This window comes from Sinomonas sp. T428B, assembly GCF_056780155.1.
This window is the reverse complement of the sequence record NZ_JBRAZR010000001.1, coordinates 2824394-2840372: the sequence shown is the minus strand read 5'-3', so window position 1 is coordinate 2840372 and position 15979 is coordinate 2824394. Positions and strand designations below refer to the sequence as shown.

At 68.9% G+C, this 15979-nt stretch carries 16 protein-coding genes; 10 read left to right on the top strand and 6 right to left on the bottom strand.

Annotated elements, in window-relative coordinates:
- The first annotated feature begins 17 nt into the window (after positions 1 to 17).
- Positions 18 to 1466 carry a rifampin monooxygenase gene (gene rox / locus ACUYMY_RS13065; RefSeq protein WP_481703972.1) on the top strand — a complete coding sequence of 483 codons (1449 nt, stop codon included), beginning with the start codon at positions 18 to 20 and terminating at the stop codon, positions 1464 to 1466.
- Between the two features lie 91 nt (positions 1467 to 1557).
- A complete protein-coding gene (locus ACUYMY_RS13060) occupies positions 1558 to 1746 on the top strand; it encodes a hypothetical protein (protein WP_481703971.1) in 189 nt (62 codons plus the stop codon).
- A gap of 47 nt (positions 1747 to 1793) precedes the next feature.
- On the opposite strand, the gene ACUYMY_RS13055 is transcribed toward ACUYMY_RS13060, so the two are convergent.
- Positions 1794 to 2093, bottom strand: a complete 300-nt coding sequence (locus ACUYMY_RS13055; RefSeq protein ID WP_481703970.1) for a hypothetical protein — start codon at positions 2091 to 2093, stop codon at positions 1794 to 1796.
- Between the two features lie 61 nt (positions 2094 to 2154).
- Positions 2155 to 2439, bottom strand: a complete 285-nt coding sequence (locus tag ACUYMY_RS13050) for a hypothetical protein (RefSeq protein WP_481703969.1) — start codon at positions 2437 to 2439, stop codon at positions 2155 to 2157.
- A 201-nt stretch (positions 2440 to 2640) separates the two neighbouring features.
- Between ACUYMY_RS13050 and ACUYMY_RS13045 the strand changes: the two genes are divergently transcribed.
- The 6 genes from ACUYMY_RS13045 (at position 2641) to ACUYMY_RS13020 (ending at position 8869) form a co-directional block, all read left to right on the top strand.
- Positions 2641 to 4095 carry an NAD(P)H-hydrate dehydratase gene (locus ACUYMY_RS13045; RefSeq protein WP_481703968.1) on the top strand — a complete coding sequence of 485 codons (1455 nt, stop codon included), beginning with the start codon at positions 2641 to 2643 and terminating at the stop codon, positions 4093 to 4095.
- 344 nt (positions 4096 to 4439) lie between these two features.
- Entirely contained in the window at positions 4440 to 5165 is a 726-nt protein-coding gene (locus ACUYMY_RS13040) for an amino acid ABC transporter ATP-binding protein (protein ID WP_481705059.1), read from the top strand.
- A 194-nt stretch (positions 5166 to 5359) separates the two neighbouring features.
- Positions 5360 to 6235 carry a glutamate ABC transporter substrate-binding protein gene (locus ACUYMY_RS13035; RefSeq protein WP_481703967.1) on the top strand — a complete coding sequence of 292 codons (876 nt, stop codon included), beginning with the start codon at positions 5360 to 5362 and terminating at the stop codon, positions 6233 to 6235.
- A 9-nt stretch (positions 6236 to 6244) separates the two neighbouring features.
- The gene (locus tag ACUYMY_RS13030; RefSeq protein WP_481703837.1) at positions 6245 to 6895 is read left to right on the top strand and encodes an amino acid ABC transporter permease; all 651 of its coding nucleotides are present in this window, start codon (positions 6245 to 6247) and stop codon (positions 6893 to 6895) included.
- Positions 6892 to 7740 carry an amino acid ABC transporter permease gene (locus tag ACUYMY_RS13025; protein WP_481703966.1) on the top strand — a complete coding sequence of 283 codons (849 nt, stop codon included), beginning with the start codon at positions 6892 to 6894 and terminating at the stop codon, positions 7738 to 7740. The genes ACUYMY_RS13030 and ACUYMY_RS13025 overlap by 4 nt, the downstream gene beginning before the upstream one ends.
- Before the next feature lie 325 nt (positions 7741 to 8065).
- Complete coding sequence (locus tag ACUYMY_RS13020) at positions 8066 to 8869, top strand: LCP family protein (protein WP_481703965.1); 804 nt, start codon at positions 8066 to 8068, stop codon at positions 8867 to 8869.
- Between the two features lie 44 nt (positions 8870 to 8913).
- Here ACUYMY_RS13020 and ACUYMY_RS13015 read toward each other — a convergent pair whose 3' ends face one another.
- Positions 8914 to 9300, bottom strand: a complete 387-nt coding sequence (locus tag ACUYMY_RS13015; RefSeq protein ID WP_481703964.1) for a hypothetical protein — start codon at positions 9298 to 9300, stop codon at positions 8914 to 8916.
- Between the two features lie 388 nt (positions 9301 to 9688).
- Here ACUYMY_RS13015 and chrA point away from each other — a divergent pair, with 388 nt between their 5' ends.
- Complete coding sequence (gene chrA / locus ACUYMY_RS13010) at positions 9689 to 11044, top strand: chromate efflux transporter (protein WP_481703963.1); 1356 nt, start codon at positions 9689 to 9691, stop codon at positions 11042 to 11044.
- Between the two features lie 276 nt (positions 11045 to 11320).
- The gene (locus ACUYMY_RS13005) at positions 11321 to 12790 is read left to right on the top strand and encodes a peptide ligase PGM1-related protein (RefSeq protein ID WP_481703962.1); all 1470 of its coding nucleotides are present in this window, start codon (positions 11321 to 11323) and stop codon (positions 12788 to 12790) included.
- A 49-nt stretch (positions 12791 to 12839) separates the two neighbouring features.
- Here the strand turns inward: ACUYMY_RS13005 and ACUYMY_RS13000 are convergent, their stop codons facing one another.
- The 3 genes from ACUYMY_RS13000 to ACUYMY_RS12990 form a co-directional block, all read right to left on the bottom strand.
- Positions 12840 to 13709 (bottom strand): DUF2182 domain-containing protein, encoded by an 870-nt coding sequence (locus ACUYMY_RS13000; RefSeq protein WP_481703961.1) that lies wholly within the window; start codon positions 13707 to 13709, stop codon positions 12840 to 12842.
- Positions 13706 to 14323, bottom strand: a complete 618-nt coding sequence (locus tag ACUYMY_RS12995) for a DUF1326 domain-containing protein (RefSeq protein WP_481703960.1) — start codon at positions 14321 to 14323, stop codon at positions 13706 to 13708. The genes ACUYMY_RS13000 and ACUYMY_RS12995 overlap by 4 nt, the downstream gene beginning before the upstream one ends.
- 143 nt (positions 14324 to 14466) lie before the next feature.
- On the bottom strand, positions 14467 to 15402 hold the full coding sequence (locus ACUYMY_RS12990) for a patatin-like phospholipase family protein (RefSeq protein WP_481703959.1): 936 nt from the start codon (positions 15400 to 15402) through the stop codon (positions 14467 to 14469).
- Between the last annotated feature and the right edge of the window lie 577 nt (positions 15403 to 15979).

Below are 15979 nucleotides of genomic sequence, written 5' to 3'. Positions count from 1 at the left end.
GTCGTGGAGGTGCCTTCATGCACGACGTGATCATCAGCGGGGGCGGCCCGACGGGGATGATGCTGGCCAGCGAGCTGCGGCTCCACGGCGTGGACGTGCTGGTGCTGGAGAAGGACGCGGAGCCGAGCCAGCTGGTCCGCTCGCTCGGCCTGCATCCGCGCAGCATCGAGATCATGGACCAGCGCGGTCTGCTCGGCCGGTTCCTCGAGCATGGGCGGCAGTACCCCCGGGCCGCCCGCTTCGCCGGGATCGACAAGCCCTGGCCGGCCACGCTCTACACGGCGCACGACTACGTCCTCGGCATCCCGCAGCCGGTCACCGACCGCCTGCTGGCCGAGCGCGCCGTCGAGCTCGGCGCCCAGGTCCGCCGCGGCCGGGAGCTGACAGGCGTCGAGCAGGACGACGGCGGGGTGACGGCCGTGCTGGCCGACGGCGCGCGGCTGCGCGCGCGCTGGCTGGTCGGGTGCGACGGCGGCCGGAGCCTCGTGCGCCGCCTCCTCGGCGTCGGGTTCCCGGGCCAGCCGGCGCAGACGGAGTGGCTCCTGGGGGAGGTGGAGGTGACGGCGCCGGCCGACGAGCTGGCCGCGGTCTCGGACGAGGTCCGCAGGACCCACAGGGGCTTCGGCATCGGCCCCGCCGGGAACGGGCTCCACCGCGCCGTCGTGCCCGCCGCGACCGTGGCCGAGGACCGCACCACGCCGCCGACCCTCGAGGAGTTCCGGACCCAGCTGCGGGCCTACGCGGGCACGGACTTCGGCGCCCACTCGCCGCGATGGCTCTCCCGCTTCACGGATGCGACCCGGCTGGCCGAGCAGTACCGCACGGGCCAGGTGTTCCTGGCCGGGGACGCCGCGCACGTCCACCCGCCCCTGGGCGGACAGGGGCTCAACCTCGGCATCCAGGACGCGTTCAACCTCGGCTGGAAGCTCGCCGCCGAGGTGAGGGGCTGGGCGCCGGAGGGGCTGCTGGACAGCTACCACGCCGAGCGGCGCCCGGTCGCCGACGACGTGCTGACCCTCACCCGCGCCCAGTCGGAGCTCATCTCCCCGGAACCGGGCCCCCAGGCGGTGCGCCGGCTGCTGACCGAGCTGCTCGACTTCGAGGACGTGAGCCGGTTCCTCGTCGAGAAGGTCACCGGGATCGGTATCCGCTACGACCTCGGCGAGGGCCATGAGCTGCTCGGCAGGCGGCTGCGCGACCTCCGGCTGTCGCGGGGTCGCCTCTACGAGCTGACGCATGAGGGCCGCGGGCTGCTGCTCGACCAGACGGGCGGGCTCTCGGTGGCTGGATGGGCGGACCGCGTGGACCACGTCGTCGACGTCAGCGAGGAGCTGGACGTGCCCGCGGTGCTGCTGCGGCCCGACGGCCATGTGGCCTGGGCCGGCGACGACCAGGACGACCTGCTCGGCCACCTGCCGCGATGGTTCGGTCCCGGCACCGAGAAGCGCCCGCGGCCGGAGCCATAGTCCGGACGGGAGTCGGTCGGCCTCCGGAAGCGCTGGTATTGTTCTCACCCCGGGCACGGCCGGGACCAGCAGAGCATCGAGAGGACGTGCAATGGGGCACGAGGACGCGGACGCGAACTCCAAGGATCGGGTGGCGGAAGCCGCAGAGAACATCCGGCTCCTGGCCGAAACGGTCCTCGGGAGACTGCACGGGCTCGAGTCCCGCAAGGCCGTCGAGCGCATCATCCGCCTGGCGAAGGATCTGGAGAAGGACCAGAGGGGGCGGCCGGCAGCCGGATGAAAGAGGCCTTCTGGGCCTAGAGGCGCCGAAGCCCTTGCTGTGGGCGGTCAGTGCTCGTCGTAGTGGTCTTCGTGCTCGGCATGGCGATGACCGTCGTGCATGTAGTCCACATGATCGCCGTGCTGGACCTTCTCGTGGGTGCAGTCCGGCCCGCCGTGCCGGTGGTCGGCGGGCGTGTGCTCCGCGGGGTCGTCATGCTCGTCGTAGTGGCCGTTGTGTTCCGCATGCCGGTGGCCGTTGTGGATGTAGTCCACGTGGTTGCCGTGCTGGACGGTGACGTGGTCGCAGCCCGGCGCGCCGTGCTGGTGCTCAGTGAGGGTGTGTTCGGCGTGGATTTCTTCAGTCATGGCTCATATAGAGACATCGCGTCTCTGTGTGGCGCAAGGCCTCGCCCACTTCTTCGAACCGCTAGCGCCCGGCCGGCTGCGGCACGGTCTGCGGCATGCCCGCGCCGAGCGGGGCGAGCGGGCGCGGCGCCGCTGCGGGGCGCACGACGGCGTGCTCCCCGGCCGGGCGGGGGGCGTCGCGGTGCGCCGTGCGCGCCTTCTGGACCGAGGCGAATCCGAGGACGAGCCCGAACAGGCCGCACGAGGCCCACAGCAGGAATCCGAGGTCGAGCGCCGGGCCGGCCAGGATCCCGGCAGCGGTTGCGGCAAGAGCAGTGACGGCAGCAGCCAGCGCAGCGCGCTTCATGAATGTGTCCCCCCATGGAACCCCGGCGGAGCCGGTACCTACACGACGTCGCCGGTTCAGTTCAAGTCACATCCCGGCGGCTCTGCCATCTTATCCCGCCCCGCGGAGGAGAAAATCCACTCGCCGCATTTTTTACGCCCAGTTCAGACGAGCTTTTCCGCAAGCCAGCCCCCAAGCTCCGCCTCACTAGACTGGCGAACCATGATCGAGCTCTTCACCGGTGCCCAGGTCCGCGCCGCCGAGCGGCCACTGCTCGACGCCGGCGAGGGGCCCGCGCTCATGGCGAGGGCCGCGCACGGGCTCGCCAACGCCGTCGTCCGCGAGCTGCGGCGCACCCGGGGACGCGTGTACGGGAGCCGGGTCGCAGCCGTCGTCGGCAAGGGCAACAACGGCGGGGACGCGCTCTTCGCGCTCGCCGAGCTCGCCCGACGCGGGGTGCGCACGACGGCGGTGCTCGCCTCGGGCTCGGCGCACGCCGAGGGCATCGCGGCCTTCGAGCGCGCGGGAGGGCGGGTGACGAAGGAACTCGAGCCGGTGGACGTCGTCGTGGACGCCGTGCTCGGCACGGGCTTCTCGGGGGAGTACCGGCCCGCGCTGGAGCGGCCGGACGCGCTCGTGGTGGCCTGCGACGTCCCCAGCGGCCTCGACGCGGACACCGGGCACGCCGGCGAGGGCGTGTGGCGCGCGGACGTGACCGTGACGTTCGGCGCGGCCAAGCTCGGGCTCCTCGTGGGCCGGGGCCGCGAGCTCGCGGGGCGCATCGACGTCGTGGACATCGGGCTCGGCCCGCGCCTGCCCGAGCCCGAGGCGCGCGTGCTCGGCCCCGGGGACGCTGCCGTGCTCCTGCCCGGCCCGCGGGACGGCTGGCACAAGTACTCCCGTGGCGTGCTCGGGATCGTCGCCGGCTCCGAGCGGTACCCGGGCGCGGCCGTGCTCGCGTCCGCGGCGGCGTCCGCGGCCGGGGTGGGCATGGTGCGGCTCGTCGCGCCGGACCCGGTGCGGATGCTCGTGCTCGCGGAGTGCCCGGAGATCGTGGGCTCGGCGGAGCCGCACGGGCGCGTGCAGGCGTGGGCGGTCGGGCCCGGGATCGCGGACGACGCCGGCCAGCTCCGCGCGCTCGAGGCCGCCCTCGCGTCGGGGCTGCCCGCGGTAGTCGACGCGTCCGGGCTCGAGGCCCTGGGCGAGGGGACCGCGCTGGGGGAGCACGTCGTGCTGACCCCGCACGCGGGGGAGCTCGCCGCGCTCCTGGGCCGCCTCGGGCCGGACGCCCCGGAGCGCGCTGAGGTCGAGGCCCGGCCGCTTCAGTGGGCGCGCGAGGCCGCCGCCCGCACGGGCGCGACCGTGCTGCTCAAGGGCCCGTCCACGGTCTGTGCGGCCCCGGACGGCGCGGCGTTCGTGCAGCCCGACGGGCACCCGTACCTCGCGACCGCCGGCTCGGGGGACACGCTCACCGGGCTGCTCGGGGCGCTGCTCGCAACGGCGGGCGGGGGAGCGGGCACGGGCGACGGCGGCACCCCCCGCCCCGTCGAGCTCGCCGCCGCGGCGGCGCTCGTCCACGGGACGGCGGGCCGAATCGCTGCCCAGGCCGGGCCGTTCGGGGCCAACGTGCTGGCCGGGGCCATGCGGGAGGCCGTCCGGCGGCTGCGCCCGGCCTGAGCTCATTGATCGTGGATGGCCCTGTTCGAACCCGCGTGGCTCGCCGGGGCTTCAGACGTCGAGGGGTGTCTGAAACTGCACAATTCAGGGCGGACACAGGGTGCAGACCTGCGTCTGGCCGCCTGAGTTGTGCAGTTTCTGACACCCAGACGGGCCCCGGTCCATCCGGCGTGGTCGTGCGGGAGGCCGTCCGGCGTCTGCGCCCGGCCTGAGCCGGAGGCGCACCCTAGTAGAGTGCGAGGCGGTGGTCCAGTCACGGGATTCCGCCCGTAACGAAATGCGACACAGATGTGATCTGGGCTACTTTCTTCCCCGTGACTACCACCGCACTTTCAACCGCGCTCGTGTCTGTCCGAAACGTCAACAAGTACTACGGCCAGCATCATGTCCTGAAGGACATCAGCATGGAGGTCTCCCAGGGAGAGGTGGTCGTGGTCATCGGCCCCTCCGGCTCCGGGAAGTCCACGCTCTGCCGCGCGATCAACCGTCTCGAGACCATCGAGGACGGGGCGATCTTCATCGACGACAAGAAGCTCCCCGAGGAGGGCAAGGATCTCGCGAAGCTGCGGGCCGACGTCGGGATGGTCTTCCAGTCGTTCAACCTGTTCGCCCACAAGACCATCCTCGAGAACGTCACGCTGGGACCGATCAAGGTCAAGGGCGTCAGCAAGGCCACCGCGGAGAAGGAGGCGATGGCCCTCCTCGAGCGGGTCGGCGTCGCGCACCAGGCGCCCAAGCTCCCCGCCCAGCTCTCGGGCGGCCAGCAGCAGCGCGTCGCGATCGCCCGGGCGCTGGCGATGAAGCCCAAGGTCATGCTCTTCGACGAGCCGACCTCCGCCCTCGACCCCGAGATGATCAACGAGGTCCTCGACGTCATGGTCCAGCTCGCCAAGGAGGGCATGACCATGATCGTGGTCACCCACGAGATGGGCTTCGCCCGCAAGGCCGCCGACCGCGTCGTCTTCATGGCCGATGGGCAGATCGTCGAGCAGGCCACCCCCGAGCAGTTCTTCACCAACCCGCAGAGCAACCGGGCGAAGGACTTCCTCTCCAAGCTCCTCACCCACTGACACCTGAACCCAACCCCATCGCATTTGGGCCGAGAGGCCCCTGAAGAATCCTGCATCAACCCGGGCCGGGCAAGCTCCGATGAAGAAGCTTGCCTGGGCCGGCAGGCGCGTGAAGAAGATCGCATCTGGGCCAGACGCACGCTCCAACGACGAAGCGTGCGCCTGGGCCAGGCCTGAACAAAGGAATATTGGAAATGGCACTCTTGGGAACCAAGAAGGCTGTGCTGGCCGCCGCCACCGCGGCGCTCGCACTCGCCCTGTCCGCCTGTGGCGGGGGGACCGGCGGCGGGACCGCCTCCCCGGTGGCGAACCCGACCTTCGAGGCCGGCAGCTCGATGGACACGTTCGCCAAGGCGGGCACCATCAAGATCGGCACGAAGTTCGACCAGCCGCTCTTCGGCCAGAAGGGCCTCGACGGCAAGCCCGTCGGCTTCGACGTCGAGATCGGCAAGGCCATCGCGGCGAAGCTCGGCATCCCCGCAGACAAGATCGAGTGGGTCGAGACCGTCTCCGCGAACCGCGAGGCGTTCATCGAGCAGGGCCGCGTCGACCTCGTCGTCGCGACCTACACCATCAACGACGCCCGCAAGCAGAAGGTCGACTTCGCGGGCCCGTACTACGAGGCCGGCCAGGCGCTCATGGTGAACAAGGACAACACCACGATCACCAAGCCCGAGGACGTCACGGGCAAGAAGGTCTGCTCCGTCACCGGCTCGACCCCGGCGAAGACCATCGTGGAGAAGTACGGCGCCGAGCTCGTCCCGGCCGCGACCTACTCCGCGTGCCTCGAGCCGCTGCGCAACAAGCAGGTCGAGGCCATCACGACGGACAACGTCATCCTCGCCGGCTTCGTCGACAAGGAGCCGGACGCCTTCAAGCTCGCCAGCGAGGAGACCTTCACGAAGGAGCCCTACGGCATCGGCCTCAAGAAGGGCGACACGGTCTTCCGCAACTGGATCAACGACCAGCTCGAGGCGTTCGAGAAGGACGGCACGTACAAGAAGGCGTGGGAGGGCACCGCGGGCAAGGTCATCAAGACCGTCCCGGAGCTCCCCAAGATCGACCGCTAAGGGAAGCCCATGGACGTGATCATCGAGAGCCTCCCGATCTACTGGGATGGCTTCCTCCGCACCCTCTTCCTCGCCGTCGTCTCGGGCATCATCGCCCTCGTGACCGGCACCATCCTCGCCGCCATGCGGGTCTCGCCCGTGAAGGCGCTGCGCGGCTTCAGCATGGCGTTCGTCGAGATCGCCCGGAACACGCCGCTGACCATCGTGTTCTTCTTCTGCGCGATCGTGCTGCCCCGCCTCGGGGTCCGCTTCGAGCAGTTCGAGGTCGCGGCCATCATCGCGCTCTCCGGCTACACGTCGGCGTTCGTCGCCGAGGCCGTGCGCTCGGGCGTCAACAGCGTCCCCGTGGGCCAGGCCGAGGCCGCCCGGAGCATCGGCCTGACCTTCGGACAGGTCCTGAACCTCGTCGTCCTGCCCCAGGCCCTGCGCACCGTCGTCCCGCCGCTGATCAACATCCTCATCGCCCTCGTGAAGAACTCCTCTGTCGCCGGCGCGTTCTTCGTGCTCGAGCTCTTCGGGCACGCCCGCCAGCTCGCCAACGACCACGGGGACGCCGTCATGTGGGTCCTGACAGGAACGGCCGTGTTCTACCTGCTCATGACAGTCCCCCTGGGCATCCTGGCCCACCGCGTCGAGAAGAAGGTGGCGATCGCCCGATGACCAGCGTCCTGTACGACGTCCCCGGCCCGAAGGCCCGCCGCGTCTCGCTCACCGGATCCGCCATCGGCATCGTCCTCATCGTCGCCGTGCTCGCCTGGGCCGTGTGGACGCTCGCCCAGCAGGGCATCTTCGAGGCCGAGCGGTGGGAGGTGTTCGCCATCCCGGACGTGTGGCGCCTCCTCGCCGAGGGCCTCTGGGCCACCCTCAGCGCCGCGGCCATCGCCGCCGCCATCGCGTTCCCGCTCGGCCTGGCCCTGTCGCTCCTGCGCATCTCGGACATCCCGGCCATCCGGATCCCGACCCAGGTCGTCCTCGAGTTCCTGCGCGGCATGCCCGTGGTGCTCATGATGCTCTTCGTGCTGCTGGTCTTCGCGACGAACCAGTTCATCGCCGTCGTGGCGGGCCTGGTCCTCTACAACGCCGCGATCTTCGCCGAGATCATCCGCGCCGGCATCCAGTCCCTGCCCAAGGGCCAGCGCGAGGCGGGCCTCGCGATCGGCCTCACGAGCTTCCAGTCGCGCATGGCCATCGAGCTGCCGCAGGCCATCCGGCGCATGCTGCCCTCGCTCGTCGCCCAGCTCGTCGTCCTGCTCAAGGACACCTCGCTCGGCTACATCGTGGCCTACGAGGAGCTCCTGCGGAAGGTGCAGATCATGGCCGACTTCCTCGGCCCCGACTTCCTCTTCCCCGTGTTCTTCGTCGCGGCCGGGATCTACATCCTCATCAACCTCAGCGTCTCGCGCCTGGCGATCTGGATCGAGCGCCGCGGGTCGAAGAAGGCCGCCGGCGGCATCGCCCACGTCCCGCCCGCCGGCCCCGCCACCACCGAGGAGCAGGAGGCCTAGCCCACCCCCGCGCCGACGCATGAGGGCCACCTCCTTCGGGAGGCGGCCCTCAAACGTCTTCCAATCAAGCAGGAAGGGGTGCCATCGTGGCGTCATGAGCCGTACATCCGGTGGTCCGGAGTCGTCAGGAGGTGCAAACCCGCCTGGGGGTGGTGCCTGGCGGAGCAGCGCCCGCGGCCGTCGCCTCCTCGCTGTCGCTGTGGCGATCGTGCTCGCGCTCGGAGCTGCGCTGGTGGTGATCCTTCTCACCACCCAGCGCCCCTCCCCTCCAGGGGCCGGCCCTACTCTGCCGGAGCTGCGGCCGGGGCCGATGAACATCCTGATCATGGGCAGCGACATCCGCGGGAGTGCGCGGCAGGCCCTGCAGGGCCAGGCGGCCACTGGGGGCGCCACGGACCAGCACGCTGACATGATCATGCTGATCCACATCCCGGAGGATCGTCGCCGGATCTACGGGATCTCCATCATGCGCGACAGCTGGATGCCCATCCCGGGCCACGGTGACTCGAAGATCAACGCGGCTCTGGGGTCCGGCGGGCCACAGCTCGTCGTCGACACCGTCAGCGGGCTCCTCAAGACTCAGATCGACCACTACGTGCTGACGGACTTCGACGGCTTCAAGGCGCTCACGGACGCGCTCGGAGGCGTCGACGTCAACGTGACGATGCCGTTCACGGCGGACTTCGACACGCACCACACGTTCACGCAGGGGATGAACAGGCTGGATGGCCAGGCTGCCCTCGAGTTCGTCCGGGCGCGCTACGTGTTCCCGGACGGCGACTTCCAGCGTGTCCGGAATCAGCAGACGTTCGTCCGCGCGGTCATCACGCAGTTGCTGAGCACGGGAAAGGTCCGGGACCCGGCGAGCGCCATCGGGATCATCACCGCCGTCTCGCCCCATCTCGTGGTGGACCAGTCCTTCGACCCGATGACCATGGCTGCCCTCGGCTACGCGCTGAGGGACGTGGACCCGGCGTCGTCCGTCTTCTTCACCCTCCCGACGTCCGGCACAAGCACATCGCCGGATGGGCAGTCCATTGTGCTGCCCGACTATGAGGGGATCGCTGAGGTCTCGGCGGCCCTGGCCTCCGATGGGCTTGCTGACTACGCCGCGGCCCACGGGTTGTGACCCCAGACAGCGGTAGGAGATGAGATCCCCTGCCCCGGTCCGGTCTAGTAGAGGAAGACGTCGACGACGAGTGCCGCCACGGCGCCGAGCACGGCGAGAAGGACCACGCGCCGGCCAGGGCCTGCCCGCAGTGGGCCAAGGCCCAGGACAAGGGCCAGCGCCGCCAGGGCAAACACGGCCGATCCGGTGTCCTGCCAGCTGACCGGGAACACGGGGATGGGGGCATCGACGAAGAACTGCGGGGCATTGACCGCCCGGAGGATGGCGTTCCACGCGAAGGGCCCGGCGAAGGCCCCCACTGCCACGGCCGCCAAGGTCGCCGGCCGTCGTTCGCGTGCAAGGAACGCGAGGATCAGCGCCCCGAGGGCCGACAGCGCCGCGCCATAGGCGATAGTCGTCCACGCCAACATCACTGCCTCCCTCACGCTCATGTCCTGGGCCTCTGGCAGGTCCAAAGCCAAGGCGGGCCTCCATCGCACCGCCGGGCAGCATTCAAGCACCGGGCACCCGCTCCCACCAGAGAGTAACGAGGATGTGTGCATATCTATGCACACATGCACTTTAGGGGTGGTGTCGGATGCTCGCGGTTCTGCAGGATGTGACGTACCGGCGGCTGTTCGGGCACGGCGCTGACGATCAAGATGCTCGCGCACGTGGGCTTCGCGCCGATGTCGGAGATGTGGGTGATGCTGACAGATGACGCCCTGAGACGGAGATCAGCCAACGCCTTGGAAAGGCTCCTGCAACGGTGGTGACATGGCAGCGTGACTGGCGAGCAGACCGCGCCCGGCTTCGCAATCTGGAAGGAAGGAACCTCCCATGAGCCCGCCGCAGATCCACGACGTGATTCCGCTGCGAGAGGCGACCAAGGCATGGTTCAAGATCTCCCTGCAGACCTTCGGCGGCCCCGCCGGCCAGATCGCCGTCATGCAGCGGTCCCTGGTCGACGAGCACCGCTGGATCGGGGAGCGCCGCTTCCTGCACGCCCTGTCCTACTGCATGCTTCTGCCCGGGCCGGAGGCCCAGCAGCTGGCCGTCTACATCGGCTGGCTGCTCAACGGCACCCGCGGCGGGCTGATCGCCGGGACCCTGTTCGTCCTGCCCGGCGTGGTCGCCCTGCTGGCCCTGTCGGCGGTCTATGTCGCCTTCGGCGAGACCCCGGTGGTCACGTCCCTGTTCACCGGCCTGTCGGCGGCCGTGCTGGCCATCGTGGGCCAGGCCGTACTCAAGGTCGCCGCGCGGGCCCTGCGGCACTGGACCATGACCCTCCTGGCCGTGGCCGCCTTCCTCGCCCTGACCGTGTTCGGCATCCCCTTCCCGGTCGTCGTCCTGGCAGCGGCGGCCATCGGTTGGGGCATTGGCCGGCTGCGCCCGGCCATCATGGCCCAGCCAGCGAAGCCCGAGGCCGAGGACGGGACCGCCCCATTGATCTCCGATGACGCCCTGCACCACACCCAGCCCTCCTGGAGGCGGGCCGCGCTCATCGTGGCCGTGGGCGTGCCGCTCTGGCTCGCACCGGTCGCCGTCGCCTTCGCCCTCACCGGCGCTCACAGCGTGTTCACCCAGCAGGGCCTCTTCTTCGCCGGCACCGCCCTGGTCACCTTCGGCGGGGCCTACGCCGTCCTGGCCTACGTCGCCCAGCAGGCCGTGGCCGCCTACGGCTGGCTCGCCCCCGGTGAAATGGTCCGCGGCCTTGCCCTGGCCGAGACCACTCCAGGCCCGCTGATCATGGTCGTGCAGTTCGTGGCCTTCCTCGGCGCCTTCCGCGCCCCCGGCGCCCTGGACCCATGGACCGCCGCGGTGCTGGCATCGCTGCTGACGACCTGGGTCACCTTCGTCCCCTGCTTCCTGTTCATCTTCCTCGGCGCCCCCTATGTCGAACGCCTCCGCGGCAACGGCAACCTCTCCGCCGCCCTGACGGGAATCACCGCCGCTGTCGTCGGAGTCATTGCCAACCTCGCCGTCTACTTCGCCGCCCACACCCTCTTCGCTGCCACCAGCACCATGGACTGGGGCCCCATCCACCTCGAGCTCCCGCGACTCGACAGCCTCCAGCCAGTGCCCCTGCTCATCGCCGCAGCAGCCATGGTCATGATCTTCAGGCTCCGCTGGAGCGTCCTGCGTACGCTCGGAATCAGCGCCGCCGCCGGGCTCATCCTCGGCCTCCTCACATAGCCCAAGATCGCCCGTCCGCGGCAGCAGTGCTTTGCCAAGTCAGGGAACCGAGAATGCCGAATGGCGACGGTTCCGAATATGAGGCTCCACCAGGACAGGGTGGCGGCCGTGAACTCCACGACCACGGCTGCCACTTTCTTGGGCAACCGGGTCAGTGAGGGGATTGCGCCCAACCACCATAGTGCGGGACGGCTTGCCGCGGGAGAATCAGCGCTATAGGGGAGTCGTTGTACGAGCGCCGGGACGATGTCTCACACCACCCGAGGCGGGCTGTCCATGAAGGACTTCGACCAGTTGCAGGCACAGCTTGGGCCGGCGCGGGCCCTGAATCGGCCGGGCGTGGGCGTCGAGCACGTGCTGGTCGTACTGCCGTCCTTCAGTGTCGGCGAGTCGCTGCTGCACCATTACGCCTCCCGGATTCCGGCGCTGGAGCACCGCTATCTGGTCACCCTGCTGATGCTGCACCGGATCCAGTCCTGTGAGCTGGTGTTCCTGACCTGTCAGGCACCCGGCCAAGAGGTGATCGACTATTACACGTCGCTGGTGCCCGCAGACCGCCGGGCAAGTGTGCGGGCCCGCTTCCGGCTGACGGTTGTGCCTGACGACACGCCGCGTCCCATCGCGGCCAAGCTGCTTGACCGGCCCGAACTGCTCAAGGAGCTGCGGAGTTCGTTCGGGGATCGGCCTGTCTTCATTGGCCCGTGGAATGTGACCGACAGTGAGGTCGAGGTGGCCCTGCAGCTGCAGGCGCCGATCGACGGGACTCCTCCCAGTCTCTGGCCGCTTGGGTACAAGAGCGCAGGCCGACGGCTGTTCGCCGAGGCAGGGGTCCCGACCCCCGTTGGGCGTGAGGACGTCCGCACCGTCGAGGATGTGGTGGATGCCATCGCCGCGATCCGGGCTGCCCGACCGAGCTCTCGTGGCGTAGTGATCAAGCTCGACAACAGCGGCGCCGGTGACGGCAACGCAGTCATCGACCTGCGGCAGGTTGGCGGTGGACCCGCAGCGGACGAGCATGTCCGTAAGCGGGTGGCGGCGCTGCCGGAGTGGTATCTGCGCGACCTTGGTGCCGGGGGCGTGGTCGAAGAGCTGATCGCCGGCGCCCAGTTTGCCAGCCCCAGCGTGCAGCTGGACATCTCGCCGTACGGTGAGGTGGCGGTGCTGTCCACCCACGAGCAACTGCTCGCTGGCGATAACGGCCAGGTGTATATCGGGTGCCGGTTCCCGGCCGACCCGGAGTATGCGCGTGATCTGGCGTATCACGGGCAGGCCGTCGGCGCCCAGCTCGCCGCGCGTGGTGCCATTGGGCGCGCGAGTGTCGACTTCGCGGCCGCGAGCGATGGCGCCGGTGGCTGGCAGGTGTTCGCGCTGGAGGTCAACCTTCGCAAGGGCGGTACCACCCATCCCTTTGCTGTGCTTCGGAACCTAGTTCCCGGCGCATACGACGCCGACGCCGGGCAATGGGTGGCCGACGACGGCACCCCTCGTTGGTACTGGGCGACTGACAACCTGGTCGACCCGGGCTGGCTCGGGCTTCCGCCCGCAACCGTGATCAAGGCCGTCGCTGATGCCGGCCTGCAATTCGATGATCGAACTGGGACCGGTGTGGTGCTGCACATGCTGTCCTGCTTGGCCGTGGATGGCCGTTTCGGTCTGACCGCGATTGGACGGACCCCCGAGCAGGCGGCCGACTTGTACTACGCCACCAAGTCCGCAGTCCCGACGGTTACACCACCATCGGGATGAAGGGGGGTCGTCGATCTGGCGGATGAGCCCAGTCGATGGAACTGTTGCATCACCCCATCCCTGGCATGCCGGGCATGCCTGGCATCTCCGGCATCCCCGGCATCACTGGCGCCATTGGCGTCAGCGCCACGCCAATTGCGATCGCGACCAACGCGAAGGCGACCGTGCGGTTGGCAAGCCGTTGCCAGGGAAGCATCTTCTCCACGGCGATGAATGCGCCCACCAGCGCCATCCAGCCGACGCTCATGACCCCGAGAGCGAACAGCGCCACCATGAGCGCCCAGCAGCAGGTGACGCACCACGTGCCGTGCTCGATCCCCAGACGCAGAGCCCCGACGTACCCATGCCGGAAGCGACGCAGGATGAAGTCCATGGGCGTCCGGCATTTCATGAGGGCAATGTTCTTGGCCGGCGTGAATTGGTAGACCGCCGCGCCCATAATCACCGCCGCTGCCACATACCGGCCCCCCGGATCGGAGGCGAGGAAGCCCGGGGCGAGGGCCGCGACGGCAGCGTAGAGCGCGTAGGCGACGAGGCCGAACACCGTCCACGCGATCAGATAGCCAACCACGAAGACGGACGTGGAACCCCGCGGAGCAGGACGTCCCGTCGCACGGCGATGGCGACTGATTCGTCCATACGCGACCACCATTGGTGCCACCGAGGGAAACATCATCGCGGCCAGCATCACCACCCACGTGGTGAGGAAGAAGCCCAGAGGTCCCGGCTCCGTCCAACGCCCCATGTCCATCCCGGACATCTGCACGGCAGTGACGGCCCAGCTCACGGCTGCCAGCACGAGCAGGACCGCGACCAGGCCGGCAGCGCGCAGGTCAATCCCGAAAAATGTGGCGCGCGCCGAAGCGTGCGCCACATTTCCCGGACTCATGTTCCGGCGCCACGGCAAACCCGCGGTCATGCCCGACCCTTAGGGGCGCCCTCGGCCATCTCGCTGGCGAAGGAGAACTCTGCGCTCTCGCCGTAGACCCCTTCGTAGTCGATGCCGAAGAGACCATTGCGCCCGGGAGCCTTTCCGATCATGAACTCATCGGCGAAGCCGTACATCGCGTTCTTGACCGTCGTCACGCCACCACCGGGTCCCGGCAGCGACTCAAACCTGATGTTCGAGCCTTCCCCTACAGAGGCGGACGGGTTCTCGCCATCGGTGAACGTGACACTGGCGCGCTCAACACCCAGCCATTCCCCATACAGCGCGGCGAAATCCGCGAACGGGCCACCCTCGTCGCCGTGGAGGATGCGTTCGACGGCAGTTGCCTGTGCATCCGATGCTCCCTCGTCGACGACGACGCCCAGCTTCCAGTTGCCCGCGCTCAGGTTTGACGGGAACAAGTTGGTGAAGGCGAAGTCGACTCCCGAAAGATCGGTGCCATCGAGCTTCCCGCTGGCGATATGGAACACGGCGATGCCGCGGCACTCGCCGTTCGGGCCGGTCGGCGGACCGTCAACCGGGCACGGGCAAACCAAGGAACAGCTGCAGCTTGCAACATACTTCCCGGACATTTCCCACGACATAGGACCCTCCTCGCTGGCGTTATCGCCTAGCGGAGCGCCCCCAGCTGCGCAGCGCCGGACACACATGCTGAACGGGACCGGAAGCCCGCTCATAAAAAACGGTACGCCCGCTCTCGGGCGTGTCACAACAGGCCGTTCAGACGTCAGCGCCAGAATTCCGTGAGCTGCCCGGCGAGGCTCTGGCCTTGGTCATAGCCGGCTCGAGCGGCGGCCGGACGGAGCGACAGATCCATGGCATTGGCGCCGAACAGGTGCTCGGAGTTGCCGTCGGGGAAGATCGTTTCGACCCTGCTGCCGTGTGCGCGGAGTTCGTCCACCTGGTCTGCGAGATGCATGCCCCAGTCCACCGGAGTCCGCGATCTGCCGCCGAGAGGTGACAGCACGAGCACCCGCGAGTATCCGGCGGCCAGATCGGCATTGTCGGCGTTGGAGCGGTACCCGCCGTCGATGTACCGGCCTCCGCCGATCCCATAGGCGAAGCCATTGGCGCAGCTGGCAGCCACGGCGTCCACCAGGTCGACCCCGCTGTGGCTGTCGAACACGACGGGTTCACCGGTGCGGGCATTGACGGCGGTGATGACCACCGCCTGCTGAGGCCAGTGCGGGCTGGGCAGCCGCGAGGCGACGGTGGCGCGCCACTGTGTCTGCCGGGTGCCGTCCGACGACGACTCCGCCTCGAGCGCCGCGGCGCCCATTCTGCGGCGCATGTCCGCCGCATCCTCAGCGGCGACGATGATCCTGCCCGTCCGCTCCATCAGGTCCCCCGCGGACCTGATCGGGGCGGACCTGACCGGAGCCTGTCCACCGCCGGATCGGGCGGGACCGGCCGTTGGCTGGGCTGTCGTAGCAAGGACTGCGGCATACAGATCGGTCGGGGTCGCGCCGGTGATCTGGGCCGCGGCCGTCGAGCCTGCCGACGTCCCGATGATCAGATCGGCCGCGGTCACGTCCAGACCGGCGTCGAACAGGCCGGCGACGACGCCGATCAGCCACGCGTTGCCTGTCGATCCGCCGCCGCCGAGGACCAGCGCTCGCTCGGTGGAGGTGGGGTGCAGAGGTGAAGAAGGTGTTGTGTTCATGGGAGTCGCCCTTCGGAATTGCCTGGGGGGCGCTCCCAGTGGCGACTACCTCAGTCGCGCGATCGTGGACTGCGGGGGAGCACCCACTGCGGACACTGCGTTCACGGGTCTCACCTCCTGTCATGGAACACGATCGCCCCCATGCTGACACTTCGGCAAGGCAGACGCAAACGCCGCATGCCATCATGCGAAGAGATTCGCTCAGGGAATTGTTCTGCGAACAAGCGCGGATAATGCGAAAGCCAGCGGTCAAAGCATTGAGTGGATGAGTCTGAGCGAATCCACGCAAAAAGGCCGAAAGGCAGCGCATCTTCACCCAACGATGAAGACCGCGGAAAAAAGAGAACTGGCCTTGACGATTGTTTCAGTCAGTCAATGCGGCCGAAGCTCTTCAGCAGCGCCGGCCTAGCCGGCGGCCGGTCGTAACGGCATCCAACCCCCCAAACGGTTCCCCCATGAACACGCGAAACGCAACCAATATGGGTCCTCTCGCCTAGACCCGTCAAGGCCTACGAGATCCGAGCGGGGCGTGCGGCGAATTACGTCCCTATTCTTCGCAATTGCCCTATTGACACGT

What these genes read in the sequence shown, in the direction of transcription:
- ACUYMY_RS13060 (WP_481703971.1), top strand. Translation starts at nt 1,558, where the DNA reads ATGGGGCACGAGGACGCGGACGCGAACTCCAAGGATCGGGTGGCGGAA.
- ACUYMY_RS13035 (WP_481703967.1), top strand. Translation starts at nt 5,360, where the DNA reads ATGGCACTCTTGGGAACCAAGAAGGCTGTGCTGGCCGCCGCCACCGCG.
- ACUYMY_RS13055 (WP_481703970.1), bottom strand. Translation starts at nt 2,093, where the DNA reads ATGACTGAAGAAATCCACGCCGAACACACCCTCACTGAGCACCAGCAC.
- ACUYMY_RS13045 (WP_481703968.1), top strand. Translation starts at nt 2,641, where the DNA reads ATGATCGAGCTCTTCACCGGTGCCCAGGTCCGCGCCGCCGAGCGGCCA.
- ACUYMY_RS12995 (WP_481703960.1), bottom strand. Translation starts at nt 14,323, where the DNA reads ATGTCGTGGGAAATGTCCGGGAAGTATGTTGCAAGCTGCAGCTGTTCC.
- ACUYMY_RS13000 (WP_481703961.1), bottom strand. Translation starts at nt 13,709, where the DNA reads ATGACCGCGGGTTTGCCGTGGCGCCGGAACATGAGTCCGGGAAATGTG.
- chrA (WP_481703963.1), top strand. Translation starts at nt 9,689, where the DNA reads ATGAGCCCGCCGCAGATCCACGACGTGATTCCGCTGCGAGAGGCGACC.
- ACUYMY_RS13030 (WP_481703837.1), top strand. Translation starts at nt 6,245, where the DNA reads ATGGACGTGATCATCGAGAGCCTCCCGATCTACTGGGATGGCTTCCTC.
- ACUYMY_RS13020 (WP_481703965.1), top strand. Translation starts at nt 8,066, where the DNA reads ATGGGCAGCGACATCCGCGGGAGTGCGCGGCAGGCCCTGCAGGGCCAG.
- ACUYMY_RS13015 (WP_481703964.1), bottom strand. Translation starts at nt 9,300, where the DNA reads ATGAGCGTGAGGGAGGCAGTGATGTTGGCGTGGACGACTATCGCCTAT.
- ACUYMY_RS13050 (WP_481703969.1), bottom strand. Translation starts at nt 2,439, where the DNA reads ATGAAGCGCGCTGCGCTGGCTGCTGCCGTCACTGCTCTTGCCGCAACC.
- ACUYMY_RS13025 (WP_481703966.1), top strand. Translation starts at nt 6,892, where the DNA reads ATGACCAGCGTCCTGTACGACGTCCCCGGCCCGAAGGCCCGCCGCGTC.
- rox (WP_481703972.1), top strand. Translation starts at nt 18, where the DNA reads ATGCACGACGTGATCATCAGCGGGGGCGGCCCGACGGGGATGATGCTG.
- ACUYMY_RS12990 (WP_481703959.1), bottom strand. Translation starts at nt 15,402, where the DNA reads ATGAACACAACACCTTCTTCACCTCTGCACCCCACCTCCACCGAGCGA.
- ACUYMY_RS13005 (WP_481703962.1), top strand. Translation starts at nt 11,321, where the DNA reads ATGAAGGACTTCGACCAGTTGCAGGCACAGCTTGGGCCGGCGCGGGCC.